The following is a 17,758-nucleotide window of genomic DNA, read 5'->3' on the forward strand; positions in this document are numbered from 1 at the left end:
TTGAGTGTTTTCATGAGCGCAGTACCACGCCGCTGTCGTCTTCCCACCACACGTAGACCTTGTCGTCCCAAGTCGGACGCGCGCCACGGCGTTCGGCGTTGGCCATGAACGACTGCACGACTTTGCCGCCAGGCAGTTCGACGTAGAACACCGAGTGTCCGCCGAGGTAGGCGATGTCATGCACCTTGCCCTGGGACCAGTTGTAGCGGCTTTCGGGCTGGGTGGTGCTGACCAGCATTTTCTCCGGACGGATCGCGTAGGTGATCGACTTGTCCTGCACCGAAGTGCTGACGCCGTGACCGACGTAGATCTTCTGTTCCAGATCCTTGCTGTGAATGATCGCGTGACCTTCAAGGTCTTCCACGACCGTGCCTTCGAAGGCGTTCACGTTGCCGATGAATTCGCAAACCATGCGGCTGACGGGAGCTTCATAGATGTCGACCGGGCTGCCGATCTGGGCGATCCAGCCCAGGTGCATGATCGCGATGCGCTGGGCCATGGTCATGGCCTCTTCCTGATCGTGGGTCACCATCACGCAGGTCACGCCGACGCGCTCGATGATTTCCACCAGTTCAAGTTGCATTTGCGAACGCAGCTTTTTATCCAGCGCGCCCATCGGTTCGTCGAGCAGCAACAGCTTCGGACGCTTGGCCAGGGAGCGGGCGAGGGCCACACGTTGACGCTGACCGCCGGACAACTGATGGGGTTTGCGTTTGGCGTATTGGGTCATGTGCACCAGGCGCAGCATTTCTTCTACGCGGGCGTCGATTTCACTGGCGGGCAAACGGTCCTGCTTGAGGCCGAACGCAATGTTCTGCGCCACGGTCATGTGCGGGAACAGGGCGTACGACTGGAACATCATGTTGATCGGCCGTTCGTAGGGCGGCATGTCGGTGATGTCCACGCCATCGAGCAGAATCCGCCCTTCGGTCGGGCGCTCGAAGCCGGCGAGCATGCGCAGCAGCGTCGATTTGCCGGAACCGGAACCGCCGAGCAGGGCGAAGATTTCCCCTTGATGAATCTCAAGCGAAACATCGTCCACTGCGGTGGTTTCGTCGAATTTCTTGGTGACGCGGTCGACTTTCACCAGCACCTTTTTCGGTGACGGGTGACCTTCAAGAGCCTTCCTGTAAATGCTGGAGGCGTTTGCCATGTGAAACTCCCAACAGGTTTCAGTCGTCGGGCCAACGCGGCCTGACTTAAGAGTGGATTGCAAGCCCGGGGTGCAGTGATCCCCTGTGGGAGGGGGCTTGCCCGCGAAAGCGGTGTATCAGGCAACAATGATGTCGACTGACACGCTGTCTTCGCGAGCAAGCCCGCTCCCACAGGGATTTGCGTTTGGATCAATTGCTTCATCCATACCGCTCGGGCTTATTCGGCGCCGCCGTCCTGGCTGCCTGGGTCGTACTTGTTGTTATTGCAGTGTGTTGTTGTCGCGAGCCACGGACGCGCAAAGGCACGCCCGCCAAACTCGCGGGGGCAGTAAATGGGTGTTTTGGGTCAGCGGGTTTTACGCAGCGCGGCCCGTCGCCGGCAGGCATCGCCGAACGCCTGGAAAATTCTCAAATAGGGCGGATTCGAAAGCACCTGCCATTCCGGGTGCCATTGCACGCCGACGGCGAAGGTCGGGCTATGGTCCACCGAGATCGCCTCGATCAGACCGTCTGGCGCAATCGCTTCGGCACGCAGGCCGGGCGCCAGGCGATCGATGCCCTGGCTGTGAATCGAATTGACCATGAATTCGGCCGGCAGCTCCAGCGCTTCGAACACGCCACCCGGTCGCACCGTTACCGCATGCGCCGGGGCGTATTGCACCGCCAGCTCGGGGCTGTCCGCTTCGCGATGATCGAGCATGCCCGGCAGTTCATGCACCTTCTGGTGCAGGCTGCCGCCGAACGCCACGTTCATTTCCTGAAAGCCGCGGCAGATGCCGAGCACAGGAACGCCCGCCGCAATGGCCGCACGCAATAAAGGAAGGGTCGTGGCGTCTCGCGCCGGATCGTGATCCGTGCCGGGGGCGCTGGCCGGGCCTTGATAGTGGAAAGGCTCCACATTCGACGGCGAGCCGGTCAGCAACAGACCGTCGAGGTGCGCGAGCACATCCTCGATTTCGGTCAGTTCGCCTAAGGAAGGAATGACCACAGGCAGCCCCAGAGCCGCGACGCTGACAGCACGCAAGTACTTGTCGCCGCTGATGTGGTAGGGGTGCGGGCCAATCTGTTTGATGCACGCAGTAACACCGATCAATGGCTTGAATGCCATTTTTATCACCTCGAAGTTTCACACTTGAACGAGCTTTTCCGGAGCTTAGCCTTGTTGATTTTAATTAACAACTCTCATGTAAAAAATTCTAAACGCCATACGTCCGATCGCTAGTCTTTGCGCGGCGTCCAAGGCTCATCTGGCACTCTCGCGTCCAAAAAAGCCCCGAAAATAAAGGATGAGAGGCTGAGTGTTCGCTATTGACTTCACTTTGCCGTTCGGGTTGACTGGGCTCGCAACAAGGTAGTGAACATAATAATTAACAGCTAATAGGTGCATCATGTCGGTCCCTCTGCGTGCCGTTCAACTCAACGAAGCAAACGCATTCCTTAAGAAATATCCTGAGGTTTTGTACGTCGACCTTCTGATTGCGGATATGAACGGTGTGGTGCGCGGCAAGCGCATCGAGCGCACCAGTCTTCATAAGGTTTACGAAAAAGGCATCAACCTCCCGGCGTCTCTGTTTGCCCTGGACATCAACGGCTCTACGGTGGAAAGCACCGGCCTGGGTCTGGACATCGGCGACTCCGACCGGATCTGCTTCCCCATCCCTGGCACCCTGAGCATCGAGCCGTGGCAGAAGCGCCCAACCGCTCAGTTGCTGATGACCATGCACGAACTGGAAGGCGAGCCTTTCTTCGCTGACCCGCGTGAAGTGCTGGCCAACGTGGTGCGCAAATTCGACGAACTCGGCCTGACTATCTGCGCGGCGTTCGAGCTGGAGTTCTACCTGATCGACCAGGACAACGTGAACGGTCGTCCGCAGTCGCCGCGTTCGCCGGTATCGGGCAAGCGTCCTGTGTCGACCCAGGTGTATTTGATCGACGACCTGGACGAATACGTCGATTGCCTGCAAGACATCCTCGAAGGCGCGAAAGAGCAGGGTATTCCTGCCGACGCCATCGTCAAGGAAAGCGCCCCGGCGCAATTCGAAGTGAACCTGCATCACGTCAATGACCCGATCAAGGCCTGCGACTACGCGGTGTTGCTCAAGCGTCTGGTGAAAAACATCGCCTACGACCATGAGATGGACACCACGTTTATGGCCAAGCCGTATCCGGGCCAGGCGGGCAACGGTCTGCACGTGCACATTTCGATTCTCGACAAGCAGGGCAACAACATCTTCGCCAGCGAGGATCCCGAGCAGAACGCCGCGCTGCGACACGCGATCGGCGGTGTGCTCGAGACCCTGCCGGCGCAGATGGCGTTCCTCTGCCCGAACGTCAACTCGTACCGTCGTTTCGGCGCTCAGTTCTATGTACCGAACTCGCCGAGCTGGGGCATCGACAACCGTACCGTCGCGGTACGTGTGCCGACCGGTTCAGCGGACTCAGTGCGCATCGAACACCGCGTTGCCGGTGCGGATGCCAACCCGTACTTGCTGATGGCTTCGGTGCTGGCCGGTATCCATCACGGCCTGACCAACCAGATCGAACCGGGTGCTCCGGTCGAAGGCAACAGCTACGAGCAAAACGAGCAGAGCCTGCCGAACAACCTGCGCGATGCACTGCGCGAGCTGGACGACAGCGAAGTCATGGCCAAGTACATCGACCCGCTGTACATCGACGTGTTCGTGGCCTGCAAGGAAAGCGAGCTGGCCGAGTTCGAGAACTCCATTTCGGACCTTGAGTACAACTGGTACCTGCACACCGTTTGACGAGATCTGCGTCGTCCACACCTCTCGTGCACGACACAAAACTCTGTAGGAGCCGGCTTGCTGGCGATAGCGGTGTATCAGGCGAGATCAATGTTGATTGATCCACCGCCATCGCCAGCAAGCCGGCTCCTACAGTTGATCGCTGTCGGTCACACAACCCTGTAGGAGCCGGCTCGCCGGCGATGGCGGCCGCTCAGCCACCACAAATGCCCAAGGCCACCCAACATTCCTCTGCGTCGAGTCACAACCATGACAAACACTCGCAGCGACTGGGAACAACGCTTCCAGTCCCTAACCATCGAAGGCCGTGCCTTCATCGATGGCCAATACCGCGCCGCCCTCAGCGGTGACACCTTCGAATGTGTCAGCCCGGTCGACGGCCGATTCCTGGCCAACGTCGCCAGCACCGACGAAGCCGACGCCAACGAAGCCGTCGCCGTCGCGCGTAGAACCTTCGACTCCGGCATCTGGGCCAACCTCGCTCCGGCCGAGCGCAAGCGCATCCTGATCCGCTTCGCCGACCTGATTCTGGCCAACCAGGAAGAACTCGCCCTGCTCGAAACCCTCGACATGGGCAAGCCGATCAACGACTCGATGAACATCGACATCCCGGCGACCGCCAACGCGATCCGCTGGACCGCCGAAGCCATCGACAAGATCTACGACGAAGTCGCCGCCACGCCGCACGACCAACTCGGCCTCATCACCCGCGAACCTGCCGGTGTTGTCGCCGCCATCGTGCCGTGGAATTTCCCGCTGATCATGGCCAGCTGGAAGTTCGCCCCGGCGCTCGCAGCGGGCAACTCGTTCATCTTGAAGCCCTCGGAAAAGTCGCCACTGACCGCGATCCGCATCGCGCAGTTGGCACTGGACGCCGGCATCCCGAAAGGCGTGTTCAACGTCCTGCCGGGCTACGGCCACACCGTCGGCAAGGCGCTGGCGTTGCACATGGACGTCGACGTGCTGGCCTTCACCGGCTCGACCGCGATTGCCAAGCAGCTGATGATCTACGCCGGCCAAAGCAACATGAAACGCGTCTGGCTCGAAGCAGGGGGGAAGAGCCCGAACGTGGTGTTCGCCGATGCGCCGGATCTGCGCGCGGCAGCACAAGCGGCGGCCAGCGGCATCGCCTTCAATCAAGGCGAAGTCTGCACCGCCGGTTCGCGATTGCTGGTGGAGCGTTCGATTCGCGAGCAGTTCATTCCGCTACTGGTGGAAGCGCTGCAAGCCTGGAAACCGGGGCACGCCCTCGATCCGCAAACCACCGTCGGTGCGGTCGTCGATCAGCGTCAACTGGACAACGTGCTGCGCTACATCCAGGTCGGCAAAGACCAGGGCGCGCAACTGATCGCGGGCGGCAGTCGCACCCTCGAAGCCACCGGCGGCCTGTACGTGGAGCCGGCGATTTTCGACGGCGTGACCAACGCCATGACCATCGCCCGTGAAGAAATCTTCGGCCCGGTGCTCTCGCTGATCACCTTCGACACCGCTGAAGAAGCCCTGGCCATCGCCAACGACAGCATCTTCGGCCTGGCCGCCGGCGTCTGGACCAGCAACCTGAGCAAGGCCCACACCTTCGCCCGCGGCTTGCGCGCCGGCAGCGTCTGGGTCAACCAGTACGACGGCGGTGACATGACCGCGCCGTTCGGCGGGTACAAGCAGTCGGGTAACGGTCGGGACAAATCGCTGCACGCGTTCGACAAATACACCGAACTCAAAGCGACCTGGATCAAGCTCTAACACTTCTACAACGGCGGTCGCCGGCACATGCCAGCGGCCATCGGAGAAACCTATGAAACAGACTCATGTAAACAGTTACTACGCCGCAACCCGCAACTTCACCGGCGATTTCCCGGTGCTGGAACAAGCGGTGGACTGCGACGTCTGCGTGATCGGCGCCGGCTACACCGGTCTGTCCTCGGCGCTGTTCCTCGCCGAAGCCGGCTACAGCGTCACCGTGCTCGAAGCCGCCAAAGTCGGTTTCGGTGCCAGCGGTCGCAACGGCGGCCAACTGGTCAACTCCTACAGCCGCGACGTCGATGTCATCGAAGAACGCTACGGCGACAAGACCGCCGAAGTCCTCGGCAGCATGATTTTCGAAGGCGCCGACATCATCCGTCAGCGCATACAACACTACGACATTCAGTGCGACTACAAGCCGGGCGGCATCTTCGCTGCACTGAACAAAAAACAACTCAAAGGCCTGGCCGAGCAGAAAAACAGCTGGGAACGCTACGGCAACAAAAACCTGACCCTGCTCGACGCCGCCGACATCAAGCGCGAAGTCGGTTGCGACAACTACGTTGGCGGCCTGCTCGACATGCAGGGCGGCCATATCCACCCGCTGAACCTGGCCCTCGGCGAAGCCTCGGCCATCATCGGCCTGGGCGGCAAAATCTACGAACAATCGGCAGCGGTGGAAATCACCTACGGCGAACCGATTACCGTGCGCACCGCCAAAGGCCTGGTCCGCGCCAAATACCTGTTGATCGCCGGCAACGCTTACCTGCCGCAGGGCCTCGACAATCGTGTGACCGCCAAAAGCATGCCGTGCGGCTCGCAAATCGTCGTCACCGAACCGTTGTCGGAGAAGGTTGCGCGCAGCCTGATCAAAAACAACTACTGCGTCGAAGACTGCAACTACTTGCTCGACTACTACCGCCTCACCGCCGACAACCGCCTGCTGTACGGCGGTGGCGTGGTCTACGGCGCCCGTGAACCGGACGACATCGAGCAACTGATCAAGCCGAAAATTCTCAAGACCTTCCCGCAACTGAAGGACGTGAAGATCGACTACCGCTGGACCGGCAACTTCCTGCTGACCATGTCGCGCATGCCGCAATTCGGTCGCATCGAGAAAAACGCCTACTACATGCAAGGCTACAGCGGCCACGGCGTCACCTGCTCACACCTGGCCGGCAAACTGATCTCGGAAATGATCCGCGGCGACGCCGAACGTTTCGATGCTTTCGCATCCTTGCCGCACATGCCCATGCTCGGCGGCCGCACCTTCCAGGCCCCGCTCACCGCCATGGGCGCCGCGTACTACGCGCTGCGCGACCGATTCGGCATCTAACCCTGGTGTAGATAATGGGGGGGATAAACATTGATTAACTGTGGGAGCGGGCTTGCTCGCGAAGGGGTCAAGCCAACCACCACCAATGCCACCTGACACACCACCACTTGTAGGAGCCGGCTTGCTGGCGATGGCGCCCATTCAGCCAACAATTGCCTTGGCTGACACACCGCCATTGCCAGCAAGCTCAGTTCCGACAGTAGATTTAGGGTGTACACAAAACCTGTGACCAACCCGAACCAAACTGTGGGAGCGGGCTTGCTCGCGAAGAGGCCATAACAACCACCATCAATGCCACCTGACACACCACCACCTGTAGGAGCCGGCTTGCTGGCGATGGCGCCCGTTCAGCCAACAATTGCCTTGGCTGATACACCGCCATCGCCAGCAAGCCTGCTTCTACAGCAACACCCACAAACGTGATTTAATACCCGCCTTTCACAATTACGGGACAGGGAAGCGGTACTTTCGCGGCCAAAAGTCGCCCGCCATCCACCCCCATAACCCTTAAGTTTTCCTCGCATAAGGCTGTCATGGACACGGGCTCACGACTCAAATTAGTACGCGAAAGCTACAAACTCTCCCAGCGCGAGCTGGCCCGGCGTAGCGGCGTCACCAATGCCACCATCTCCCTGATCGAACAGAATCGCGTCAGTCCCTCCGTCAGCTCCCTGAAAAAACTGCTCGAAGGCATCCCCATGTCTTTGGCGGACTTCTTCACCTTCGACCAACCGCCACGCGAGCATCAATACGTGTTCCGCGCCAATGAACAGCCAGATCTAGGGCGTCATGGGTTGCGGTTGCTGTTGATTGGCGCTTCGGTGCCGAGCCGGCAGATGCGTTTGCTGCGCGAGCAATACGCGCCGGGCGCGAGTTCGGGGGAAGAGCCGATTGTGCATTCTGAAGGCGAGGAGTGTGGGTTGGTTACTCGGGGGACGGTTGAGTTGACGGTCGATGGGCAGATTAGTGTGCTGAATGCCGGCGATGGCTACTATTTCCCGACAACGCTGCCGCACAAGTTTCGCAATATCGGGGCGGATGAAGCGGAAATCATCAGCGCCAACACTCCGGCGAACTTCTGATTTCACCAGGGATTGATTGCTGTACCCCTAATGGATCGTGTGCGTATGGATGCTCGAACGTGTCGCTACTACCTCTGGGCATGGCTGATGGTCTTTGCCAGTTCAGGTTTTTACTCCGTGATATTGATGGCGGGGCTGAAGCAAATTTTTGGTGTGGATGACGCGTATCTCAACGCGGTGGGACTTGCCTCTTTCGTGGTCTTTTGCATTTTCGGCGTGTGTTACCTGGCGCCGAGGTTGAAACGGATTGAGTTCGGCGAAGAGGAGCGGTACACGAGTGTGTGGGGGTCGAGGGTAGGGATTGTCGTCGGGGCTTCGATTGGGACCGTTCTCAGTTTTCCGGTCATTGATAAAGTCGGGTTTTTGAGAGAGTTGCCGCATTGGGGCTCGGTTGGAATTTTGTTTATTGTTTTCGCGTGTCCTGTGTCCGTGTTCTCTCACTATTTCTGGAAACCCGGCCGCAGACATTGATTAGCATCGTGACCGGTACACACTCTGCCAAGTAAATGGACTTCACCTCATGACCACACCCCGCATCCGCCCCCTCGCACTCTGCATCTTCCATCACGATGGCAAGATACTGGTCAACGAAGCTCGCGACCCCATCACTGAAAAGCCGTTCTTCCGTCCTATCGGTGGTGGAATCGAATTTGGCGAAACCAGTGCCCAGGCTGTTACGCGAGAAGTACGGGAAGAACTCGGTTTGCCCATTACTGATGTTCGCTTGCTCGGCACGCTTGAAAGCCTATTTACGTATAACGGCACACCAGGGCACGAAATCGTGCAGGTGTACGATGCGACGTTTGTGGATGCCAGCGTTTATGCGTTGCCGCACTTGAGCGCACAAGAAAGCAATGGTGCAGCCTTTATTGCAAAGTGGCTCCCGTGGGCAAGTTTCACCGACGAAGCGCCGTTGGTTCCTGATGGGCTTCACGAGCTGCTAAAGAAAGTCGCACTGTCGGATTGACGCCCGTTATCAATTACCTCCGATCAATCAGTATCAGGCGTTAATCGCAAATATAAAAAATCCGATGCCTATTCAGGCATCGGATTTTTATCATTCGTTCAAGGGCTTGCAACGAAGTTTGGCCAACTGGATTGAGGCCGCTATATCATTGCGCAACGGCTTTGCATTGATTACGCACATCGTCGTTTTTGATGTTGTCGCACCCGTGGCCATTCTGTTTGGCTTTGCACAAGTTACGTTGGTCATCATCGCGGATGTTGTCGCACCCGCTACCGCCTGTTTCCCCTTTGCAAGCATTTCTCATATCGTCATTTTTAATGTTATCGCAGCCATTGCCGCTCTGTTTTGCGTTGCACAAGTTACGTTGATCATTATCATGAATGTTGTCGCACCCGCTGCCGGTTGTTTCCCCTCTGCAAGCATTTCTCATGTCGTCGTTTTTGATGTTGTCGCAACCACTGCCACTTTCCTGGGCTCTGCAATAGTTGCGCTGGTCATCATCTTTGATGTTTTCGCAGCTGGCGTAGGTATACCCACTGAACATCAACAAAATTAAAATAATTGCTCTCATCACAGGCTTCCATGATTTGTCAGGTAACAGCCTGACGCTGCTTGATCCCGAATTTTTTGAATCGGCGGGCCATCATATCGACATCATGCTGTAGAAAAGTTCCGGGAAAAAAAGGATGACAGATCTATTTGAATAAATGGATCTGACACCCTTTTTTGTCGAAACCTGGCAACAACGAGCCGGTTCAGGCTGGGACAGGTTTGGTAGCAACTTTGGACTTCGGTTTGCCAGTAGTAGGCCGGGCTGCGGATTTTCCTGGAGCAGGTCTGGGCTTGCTTGGGGCTGCGGCTGGCGTCGCCACTGGGCGTACGGTGAGTTCCAGGCCTATCGCTGTCATCAGCTTCCTGATTGTCTCAAAGCGCGTTTTCGTTCCGCCTTTAAGCACTTTATAAAGGCTTTCCCGGTTGACCCCAGCTTGCTGGGCGACTTTATTTACGCCAATAGCTTTTGCAACCTCACCCAGCGCATGAACCAGCGCCGTGTCACCTGCCTTCATACTTTCAGCAATATAAGCCGCCATTATTTCCGGGCTGTCGAGGAAGCGGGAAGCTTCGTGACGACTTGTGCCAGAAGTGTCGAGATTGAGGATAGGCATATCCTCGGGATTGAATGTCGTTTCGCTCATGTCATTTACCCTTCATGGCATCGAGGATCTGTTTAGCTCTTTTGATGCCTCGTGCTTGATCCGTTTTATCGCTTCCAGTAAGCATCGTGTAGTCGGTCATCCCGGTGCGTACAAAGTAGATTCTGTAGCCAGGACCAACAAAAACACGCATTTCGCTCATACCGCCACCCACTGCTTCGCAATCTCCGAAATGTCTACTTTTGGCGCAGTCCAAGCGCCTCCAGGCTAAGAAGGTGGACAGATCTCCTTTTATTAAATGTTCTGTCACCTTTTTTTTGCACTGTGTAGGAAAAGCCGTATGAGGTTGTAGGTTGATTCTCTTGGTGCCTTTTTGTGTTTGATTGTGTTCAGAGTTCGAGGCTTCAGGCAGCTATAGTGCTATCAATTTAAGGGGATGGTTCTCTTGCGCATAAAAGACCTCGTCGTTGTTATTGTCGTGTATCAGTTGGTTGTTTCGCTCTGTATAGTTCAGGCTGCGTTTTTTGTGTGGCTTACAAAAAAACTGGTAGTTCTAGAGGGTTGGGTATTTTTCGTGGTGGCTGGAGCGATATTTGTTGGTTTGCTGATTTTTAATATTCGCTACGTTGTTCCAGAGCTAAAGAGTGATGTGCTTGGCCTTCCCTCAGGTGCTAAAAAGAAACCAAATGCTGCTATATATTTTGATATTTTTGCCGGTTCTATGCTTGGTTCATTTTTTATAATGATGTTTGTTGATCGTTTTTTTTTCTTGGAAAGCACACTTTATTCGGTTGTAGCGATATTGGTTTTTTTAATTTTGGTTGTAGGTTTTGTCATTCGGGTAAAGTCATTGCGTGCCCGATGAATTCAAGGGGCGTGCAGTGTTTGGTTTGTGTTGGTGTACGATAGTTTTGGTTTTGGTTTTGGTTTTGGTTTTGGTTTTGGTTTTGGTTTTGGTTTTGGTTTTGGTTTTGGTTTTGGTTTTGTTGTGGATGTTTGAATATGAATGTTTCTATTGTTGTTATTTTGTCTGTGGAAAGTGTTGCGTTGGCACGTTACTGCTTTGCTGTATTTTCGTCAGTCATGAATTTGATCGTTATGGCATCAATCAAAACTTCGAAGGCTAAAGATATGCGGCTCATTTGTTTGTATGCCCGCTCGTAATTCAAAGGGTCTCTAGAAAAAAATTCTGTAGATCCAGTTTTTCGTACAAATCTCAGCATGCCGTTAGCTGATAGACCCAAGTCAACAGAGTAGTAGGCCATGTTGCCCGCATAAACGTCCTGAGCAACCCATTGATACCCTTTTCGAATCGGGCCTACAACACCAGGTGCCTCGGGGCCATTGTAAACATTTCCGACACCTTCATAAATATTGTTCATTCCGTGACCAATGTATGCGATGCCAGTGACGCCGTTAAATACTTTCTTATTCCCGATGATTGAAACACCAGTTTGGACTTGAATTACTCCCGCTGTGACCCCGACTCCATTCTGAGCGTAAAACAGTGCTTTGGATGATAACTCGGCGTACTCATTACTGATATCCTGTAAACCCTGTCGGGCACTAATTAAGCCCTTATCTACAGCATCAATAATCTCGTTGGCAAAAGATGAAACAACCGCGCTAAACTGAAGCTGTAAAAAACTATCGTACAACTGCGTGGCACCGATAGAGCAGCCAAGCGCAACTAGATCGGACGCAGCTTTAGTCACGTCATGAAGGTCACAATACTCATCATTCATCCTCACTCCCCCAAACACTATAGGCACACGTCCCGGCCTGAACGTGCGTCCAGCTAATATCCCGATATCGAATGGATACCAACTCTTGTGGTTCTGCATCGTTCATATGGATGGCGTGAGGAACTTGAAGTGTGATATGAGCGATTTTTGCACCAGTGAGTTTTATCGTGTAGTACTTGTCCTGACCTCCCGCGGCCGATGTTCGGTAGAAGTGGATAGTGCACTCAATTGTTTCGCGCTCATGGAGCGCGCTAGCCAGTAAGGGTGAAGATTTATCGATGTTCTTGGTAATTACAATCGGTAGATGCTTGCCGCGACCACCAGAAATTCCACCGTCATTGCCGGTAATCATATTGTGCGAATAGGCCAAAATCATGATTTCGTCTTTATGAGTGATCTGGCATTTGTTTCCGATTGAATCCACCCCGGAGCAACCGGCCGAAATTAAACCTTGTCGGTTGCCGGTGATGGTCATGTAGCCGTGATTAGCCATATGTGCTGCCCCTATAGTCAACTGATCGCTCTATTTCGAACATAACAGGTGCGTTGCGGGGAATAGTCTGGTGTGGTTGAGTATTCCAGTGAGTTCGGAGTTGTCTTACGGCGAGTAAAGAAATTTGTGATGGAAGAACCCTACAAGCGGTTTTTTTACCTTCAATCAGCAATAGCGTGGGCATCTAACGTGTGTCGGGTATGAACGTGCCAATTTTGGCATCATGGACCGCGGGAGCTGCGTCAGCAGTAGATGCTGCAGGAAATCGGAGCAGGTATTGTTTCGCTCGTGCAGCGCATTGGAGCGCTTACTTCACGTAAAAGGAGGGCATTTTTTCTTTCAGCATTTGGGGGCATAAAGAAAAATAGTGGTGTTGGGACCATTAGTCCGTTGTGACAGCTATGATCGTCGTTCATGATCCAGCATTTGTAGTGAACCGACGGAAATCTGTTTCCCATCGTTCCCGCCTCGACCACGTTTCAAGAGAGTTCTCATGAGTTCAGGGATTAGTCAAAAGCTGCAGGGTAGCCGCAAGGAGCTGCTCGATATAGGCCTTCGCAACACCATGCTGAACTTCCGCGCGTCAGCCAAGACCTTGGCAGTGGTGGATGAGTTGTCAGAGTCGGTGTTCCACCTGCTTTACAGGCAAGATAGAGCCATGAGCTTTTCGCCAATGGCTCGCCAAAAGCTGGCGGTGTTGGATAAAACCACAACGCCTGATGGCGAAGACGCTCTGGACGTGGCGACTGATGAATTGCTGTTGCATGAACTCAACGGCGTGGACGAGTCGGGTTTTGTCGACGATGAACTGGACGATTCCGGTCGAGCGCGTCGACATACGGACACGCGCCTGCAGACATCCTTGGATGAAGAGCGCCTGTTCCTCCAGTTGTTGAGGATTCACAGTGAGGCGCGAGCTTTCATCGAAGAACAAGGCGTAAACACCCTGTTTCTGGCACTGGGTTTCCTTCATTGGTACGAAGCGGACAGTTCAGAGAACCTTCGCAAGGCTCCCTTGATGTTGCTGCCAGTGACCCTTGAACGAAGCGGTGCAAAGGACGCATTTAAGCTGAAATACTCCGGCGACGAGTTGATGCCTAATCTGTCTTTGATCGCGAAACTCAAGACTGATTTTGGTCTCGACCTTGCGGCCTGTGAGTTCAGTGAGGAACGCTTCGATGCTACGGAGGGCAGTCTCGACAGCTTTTATGCCGAAGTTTCAGACTTAATATGCAAACAACCGCGCTGGAAGGTTTCAACAAACGAGGCTGCTCTCGGGTTTTTTTCCTTCGGTAAGTTTCTTATGTTCAAAGATCTGGATCCGAAGAGCTGGCCTCAAGACCTGCAGCCCGATGCTCACCCGGTAATGAACCGTCTTCTCGGGTCTGGCTTCGGTGACCAGCGACCTGCATATGCCGAAGACGTGAACATCGACTCGGTTCTCCAACCTGGGGAAGTGCGATTCGTTAAAGATGCAGACAGTAGCCAGACTGAAGCGATTCTAGAAGTACGAGAGGGCGCCAATCTTGTTATTCAGGGGCCGCCGGGTACCGGTAAGTCTCAAACCATCACTAATATCATCGCGGAACTGATTGCCCAGAAAAAAACTGTGTTGTTTGTTGCCGAAAAAATGGCCGCCCTTGAAGTGGTTAAGCGTCGACTCGATGAATGCCACTTGGGTGATGCAGTGCTTGAGCTCCACAGCCACAAGTCGACCAAAACGTCGGTGCTCAAAGAACTTGGACGCACGCTTGAGCAAGGGCGGCCGCTGACTAAGGTGGGCGAGGATGATCTGGCCAACCTGGCGGAATTGCAAGGCAGCTTGAACCGTTATTGCTCCGCGGTGAGTGCGCCTGTGGGGGTAAGTGGCATGGATTTCGTCGGGGTGCTGGGGCGGTACCTTAAACTCAAGCACAGCTACGGAGTGTTGCCTACGATCGCTTTCGCGCCAATGGCATCATGGACCCAGGCTGATCAGCTGAAACGCCGCGAACTGGTCGAGGAATTAACGCTTCATCTTAAGGAAATGGGCCGCCCGGACCAAAATCCGTTCTGGGGAAGCAAGCGAACGTTTTTCTCTCCTATTGAACAGAACGATGCGAACGATGCGTTGCAACAAGCAAGTGCGCATTTGGCTGCTCTGGACGCCGCCGCCAACGCTCTGTCGATGCGACTAATGCTGACTCAGCCTGCCACTCTCACGGACGTTGCTGTCATCTGCCGCGCCGCAAGGCGAGCGGCCGAAGCGCCCCGTTTGCAAGGCGTAGAGCTGAGCACGGGCGATTGGCAGCTGCGCCGCGACGCCATTCGTGACTTGCTTGATGCGGGCCAGCGCATGAGCACGTGCAGAGTCAACCATGGTGCTCAGTTGATCGAGGCCGCGTGGGAGCAGGATCTGTTGGAAGTTCGGCAGAATCTGCTGGCTTACGGTGACAAATGGTGGAAGGTGTTTTCGGGACGCTATCGCGCTTCAAAGGCTCGTTTGCAAGGGCTTGCACAGGGCGCGCTGCCGGGCAGCAATGCCGACCAACTTACTCTGGTTGATTCGGTTCTGAGCTATCAACAAAGCCAGAAGGTTTATGACCAGCACGAGGGCTTAGGCAGTGCGCTTTTCGGTGCTCAATGGCAGCGTCAACAGTCCGACTGGGCGGTACTCGAGCGTGTCAGTGGCTGGGTAGTCCAGCTTTACGAAGACCTCGGTAATGGCCATGTACCACAAGGCATCATTGCGTTTCTCGCCGGGCACACGGATGCCAGTGGGCTTGGGGAAACGGTCAGTGACATCGAGGCACATCTCGCTGGCTTTGATCAGGCATTGCTGACTGGTTTGGAAGTCATCGGCATGCAGGATGACAACGCTCAAGCGCTGCGCAAGCTGGATCTGTCTGCCTTGGGTGCGCGCTTACAGCTGTGGAAGACCAGCCTGAGCTCGCTTTACCAGATAGCTCGTCTCAATGTGCTGGCGGGCGAAATGCATCAGGCACAACTGGACGAGTTGTTGAACATCGCTCTGTGCAGTGGAACGCCCGATCAGATACCCGCTATTCTCGACTTTTCCTGGTATTCGGGGCTCGTGCAAAAGGCCTACGCCGACAAGCCCGCGCTTCAGCAATTTGACCGCATCAAACACGAACATCAGATCGCCAGGTTCAAGGCACTTGATGCTGCCTCGTTGAACCATGCTCAAACCTATTTGGCCCGTCAAGTATGGGAACACATGCCCAATGTGAACCAACCCGGTGAAATGGCAACGCTGCGTGCAGAGCTGAACAAGAAGCGCCGGCATATCCCGATTCGCCAGCTGATCGACAAGGCTGGTCGGGCGATTCAGCAAATCAAGCCGGTATTCATGATGAGCCCTATGTCGATCGCCAACTTTTTGCCTCCAGGCAAGCTGGCATTCGATGTGGTGGTGTTCGACGAAGCGTCTCAAGTCAAGGCCGTCGATGCATTCGGCGCGATATTGCGCGGTAAGCAGGTGGTGGTGGTAGGTGACACACGGCAGATGCCGCCTAGCGATTTGTTTAGCCGCGACATCGCGCCTGATGACGAGAACGACGCCACCGCAGACATCGAAAGCATCCTCAGTCTGTTCAAGGCTGCGGGTAGCCAGGAGCGTTACTTGCGTTGGCACTACCGCAGCCGGCACGAATCACTTATCGCCGTCTCCAACGTTGAGTTCTATGACAGCAAGCTGGTGGTATTTCCTTCTGCTGGCCAGCATCTCCACGCGAAGGGTGTGAGCTTCGATTATCTGCCAAACGCACTATATGATCGTGGTCGCACACGAACCAACAAGGATGAAGCCAAAGCAGTCGCGTATGCGGTGATGAAACATGCGCTGGAGACGCCGGAACTTTCCCTGGGGGTGGCTGCATTTAGTGTCCCGCAGCGAGATTTGATCAGCGTGGAAGTTGAATTATTGCGGCGTAAGACACCTCAGGCCGAAGTATTTTTCACCGGACAGGGCAGTGAATCATTCTTCGTAAAAAACCTTGAAAACATTCAAGGTGATGAGCGAGATGTGATCTTCATCAGCATTGGTTATGGCAGAAATGAATCCGGTCGTATCGCCCGTGAATTTGGTCCACTCAACAAGGATGGCGGGCATCGTCGGCTTAACGTCTTGATCACGCGGGCTAAATTGGCAATGCGTGTGTTCTGTAACTTCCGAGGTGACGAACTGGACGTCGATGCCACCGCCAAACACGGCGTACGAGCCTTGAAAAACTTCCTCAAGTACGCGGAAACGGGCGAACTTGAAGTCGCCAAAGAAACCGGCAAGGCTACGGACTCGCCCTTTGAAGATGAAGTTGTCCGCGCATTGCGCGATCTTAACTATCAGGTAGAACCGCAAGTCGGCACTGCCGGCTATTTTATTGACCTCGCCGTGAGAGACCCAGAGTTCCCGGGCCGGTACGTGCTGGCTGTTGAGTGCGATGGTGCGGCCTACCACAGTTCGCGTTCTGCGCGTGACCGCGACCGCCTACGCCAAGGCGTGCTTGAGGGGTTGGGTTGGAACTTCCATCGCATCTGGAGCACTGATTGGTTTCGCAATCCGCAGCAAGAAATTACTCGTACGGTAGAGGCAATTGAGGCAGCCCGCGAACGGATAGCCAAGCGTCGTAGTTTCTCGGTCAATGAAGCGGCGATCGACCCTTTGCATGAAATTCTCCGCGATGAAACCGTTGCTGAAATCGACCCGGTGACCAGCCGGCCTTATGAAAAGGCGCGGCTTACCGCTATGACCACCCAGATGGAACTGCACCAACACCAGACGGAACACTTGCTCCGACTGATCCGGACAGTGGTCGATGTTGAATCACCGGTGCATTCTGTGGAGGTTACCCGACGGCTCATGGACGCTTTCGGCGTAACGCGACAAGGTTCTAGAATTACTGCCGCCGTCGAGCAAGCCATCGGAATGGGCGTTAAGCAGAGGCACTTTTTACGCCGAGGGGAATTTCTTCACTTGGCCGAGAGTCGGCCAGTTGTTATCCGTAGCCGAGCGCATTGGGAGTCCGCCGAGCGTAAGTTGGAGTGGGTCGCGCCTGAAGAGCTCGATCAGGCCGTGATAGAAATCATCATCTCGGGTTTTTCCATGAATCATGACGAGGCGATCTCTGGAGCTCTTCGGCTACTCGGCTTTGGTCGCGCCACAGCGAAAGTAACAGCGCTGCTGGAGGAAAGAATCGAACAACTGGTGCGTGATAGACGGTTAGAGTTGAGAGAGGGCCGGCTGGTGGTGTGTGCTTGAAGTGGCTGCGGTTACAATTGGTTGAGTACTGAGAAAAGTGTACGACGCTGCTTAAACAAGTCTGG

At 55.1% G+C, this 17,758-nt stretch carries 14 protein-coding genes and 1 pseudogene; 9 read left to right on the plus strand and 6 right to left on the minus strand.

Features of this window, described 5'->3' with window-relative positions; genetic code table 11:
• Positions 1-10 precede the first annotated feature (10 nt).
• Both PMI01S_RS25305 and PMI01S_RS25310 read right to left on the minus strand, forming a co-directional pair.
• Positions 11-1,153 (minus strand): ABC transporter ATP-binding protein, encoded by a 1,143-nt coding sequence (locus PMI01S_RS25305; protein WP_017338191.1) that lies wholly within the window; start codon positions 1,151-1,153, stop codon positions 11-13.
• A gap of 347 nt (positions 1,154-1,500) precedes the next feature.
• Positions 1,501-2,262, minus strand: coding sequence for a gamma-glutamyl-gamma-aminobutyrate hydrolase family protein (locus PMI01S_RS25310; RefSeq protein WP_084322848.1), 762 nt, complete (start codon positions 2,260-2,262; stop codon positions 1,501-1,503).
• Positions 2,263-2,542: 280 nt separating this feature from the next.
• On the opposite strand from PMI01S_RS25310, the gene PMI01S_RS25315 reads away from it, so the two are divergent.
• The 7 genes from PMI01S_RS25315 (at position 2,543) to PMI01S_RS32540 (ending at position 9,600) form a co-directional block, all read left to right on the plus strand.
• On the plus strand, positions 2,543-3,919 hold the full coding sequence (locus PMI01S_RS25315) for a glutamine synthetase family protein (protein WP_084322849.1): 1,377 nt from the start codon (positions 2,543-2,545) through the stop codon (positions 3,917-3,919).
• Positions 3,920-4,168: 249 nt separating this feature from the next.
• Positions 4,169-5,659 carry an aldehyde dehydrogenase gene (locus PMI01S_RS25320; RefSeq protein ID WP_084322850.1) on the plus strand — a complete coding sequence of 497 codons (1,491 nt, stop codon included), beginning with the start codon at positions 4,169-4,171 and terminating at the stop codon, positions 5,657-5,659.
• A gap of 52 nt (positions 5,660-5,711) precedes the next feature.
• Positions 5,712-6,995: an NAD(P)/FAD-dependent oxidoreductase gene (locus PMI01S_RS25325; RefSeq protein ID WP_084322851.1), complete on the plus strand. Its 1,284-nt coding sequence runs from the start codon at positions 5,712-5,714 to the stop codon at positions 6,993-6,995.
• A 533-nt stretch (positions 6,996-7,528) separates the two neighbouring features.
• A complete protein-coding gene (locus PMI01S_RS25330) occupies positions 7,529-8,077 on the plus strand; it encodes a cupin domain-containing protein (protein WP_084322852.1) in 549 nt (182 codons plus the stop codon).
• A gap of 45 nt (positions 8,078-8,122) precedes the next feature.
• A complete protein-coding gene (locus tag PMI01S_RS25335) occupies positions 8,123-8,548 on the plus strand; it encodes a hypothetical protein (protein WP_084322853.1) in 426 nt (141 codons plus the stop codon).
• 49 nt (positions 8,549-8,597) lie between these two features.
• Positions 8,598-9,044: an NUDIX hydrolase gene (locus PMI01S_RS25340; protein ID WP_084322854.1), complete on the plus strand. Its 447-nt coding sequence runs from the start codon at positions 8,598-8,600 to the stop codon at positions 9,042-9,044.
• A gap of 64 nt (positions 9,045-9,108) precedes the next feature.
• Positions 9,109-9,600 carry a hypothetical protein gene (locus PMI01S_RS32540; protein WP_159439531.1) on the plus strand — a complete coding sequence of 164 codons (492 nt, stop codon included), beginning with the start codon at positions 9,109-9,111 and terminating at the stop codon, positions 9,598-9,600.
• 199 nt (positions 9,601-9,799) lie between these two features.
• Here the strand turns inward: PMI01S_RS32540 and PMI01S_RS25350 are convergent, their stop codons facing one another.
• Complete coding sequence (locus tag PMI01S_RS25350; protein ID WP_084322856.1) at positions 9,800-10,240, minus strand: addiction module antidote protein; 441 nt, start codon at positions 10,238-10,240, stop codon at positions 9,800-9,802.
• A 1-nt stretch (position 10,241) separates the two neighbouring features.
• Positions 10,242-10,457, minus strand: a pseudogene (locus tag PMI01S_RS25355) (type II toxin-antitoxin system RelE/ParE family toxin); the annotation flags it as partial.
• 186 nt (positions 10,458-10,643) lie between these two features.
• Between PMI01S_RS25355 and PMI01S_RS25360 the strand changes: the two are divergent.
• A complete protein-coding gene (locus PMI01S_RS25360) occupies positions 10,644-11,063 on the plus strand; it encodes a hypothetical protein (protein ID WP_139273029.1) in 420 nt (139 codons plus the stop codon).
• A 190-nt stretch (positions 11,064-11,253) separates the two neighbouring features.
• On the opposite strand, the gene PMI01S_RS25370 is transcribed toward PMI01S_RS25360, so the two are convergent.
• Both PMI01S_RS25370 and PMI01S_RS25375 read right to left on the minus strand, forming a co-directional pair.
• Complete coding sequence (locus PMI01S_RS25370; protein ID WP_084322859.1) at positions 11,254-11,943, minus strand: DUF4225 domain-containing protein; 690 nt, start codon at positions 11,941-11,943, stop codon at positions 11,254-11,256.
• Positions 11,936-12,436: an Hcp family type VI secretion system effector gene (locus PMI01S_RS25375; RefSeq protein WP_084322860.1), complete on the minus strand. Its 501-nt coding sequence runs from the start codon at positions 12,434-12,436 to the stop codon at positions 11,936-11,938. Before PMI01S_RS25375 ends, PMI01S_RS25370 begins: the two co-directional genes overlap by 8 nt.
• A 493-nt stretch (positions 12,437-12,929) precedes the next feature.
• Between PMI01S_RS25375 and PMI01S_RS25380 the strand changes: the two genes are divergently transcribed.
• Positions 12,930-17,693: a DUF3320 domain-containing protein gene (locus PMI01S_RS25380; protein WP_084322861.1), complete on the plus strand. Its 4,764-nt coding sequence runs from the start codon at positions 12,930-12,932 to the stop codon at positions 17,691-17,693.
• The last annotated feature ends 65 nt before the right edge of the window (positions 17,694-17,758 follow it).

The organism is Pseudomonas migulae NBRC 103157, assembly GCF_002091715.1.
GTDB classification, from domain to species: domain Bacteria; phylum Pseudomonadota; class Gammaproteobacteria; order Pseudomonadales; family Pseudomonadaceae; genus Aquipseudomonas; species Aquipseudomonas migulae_A.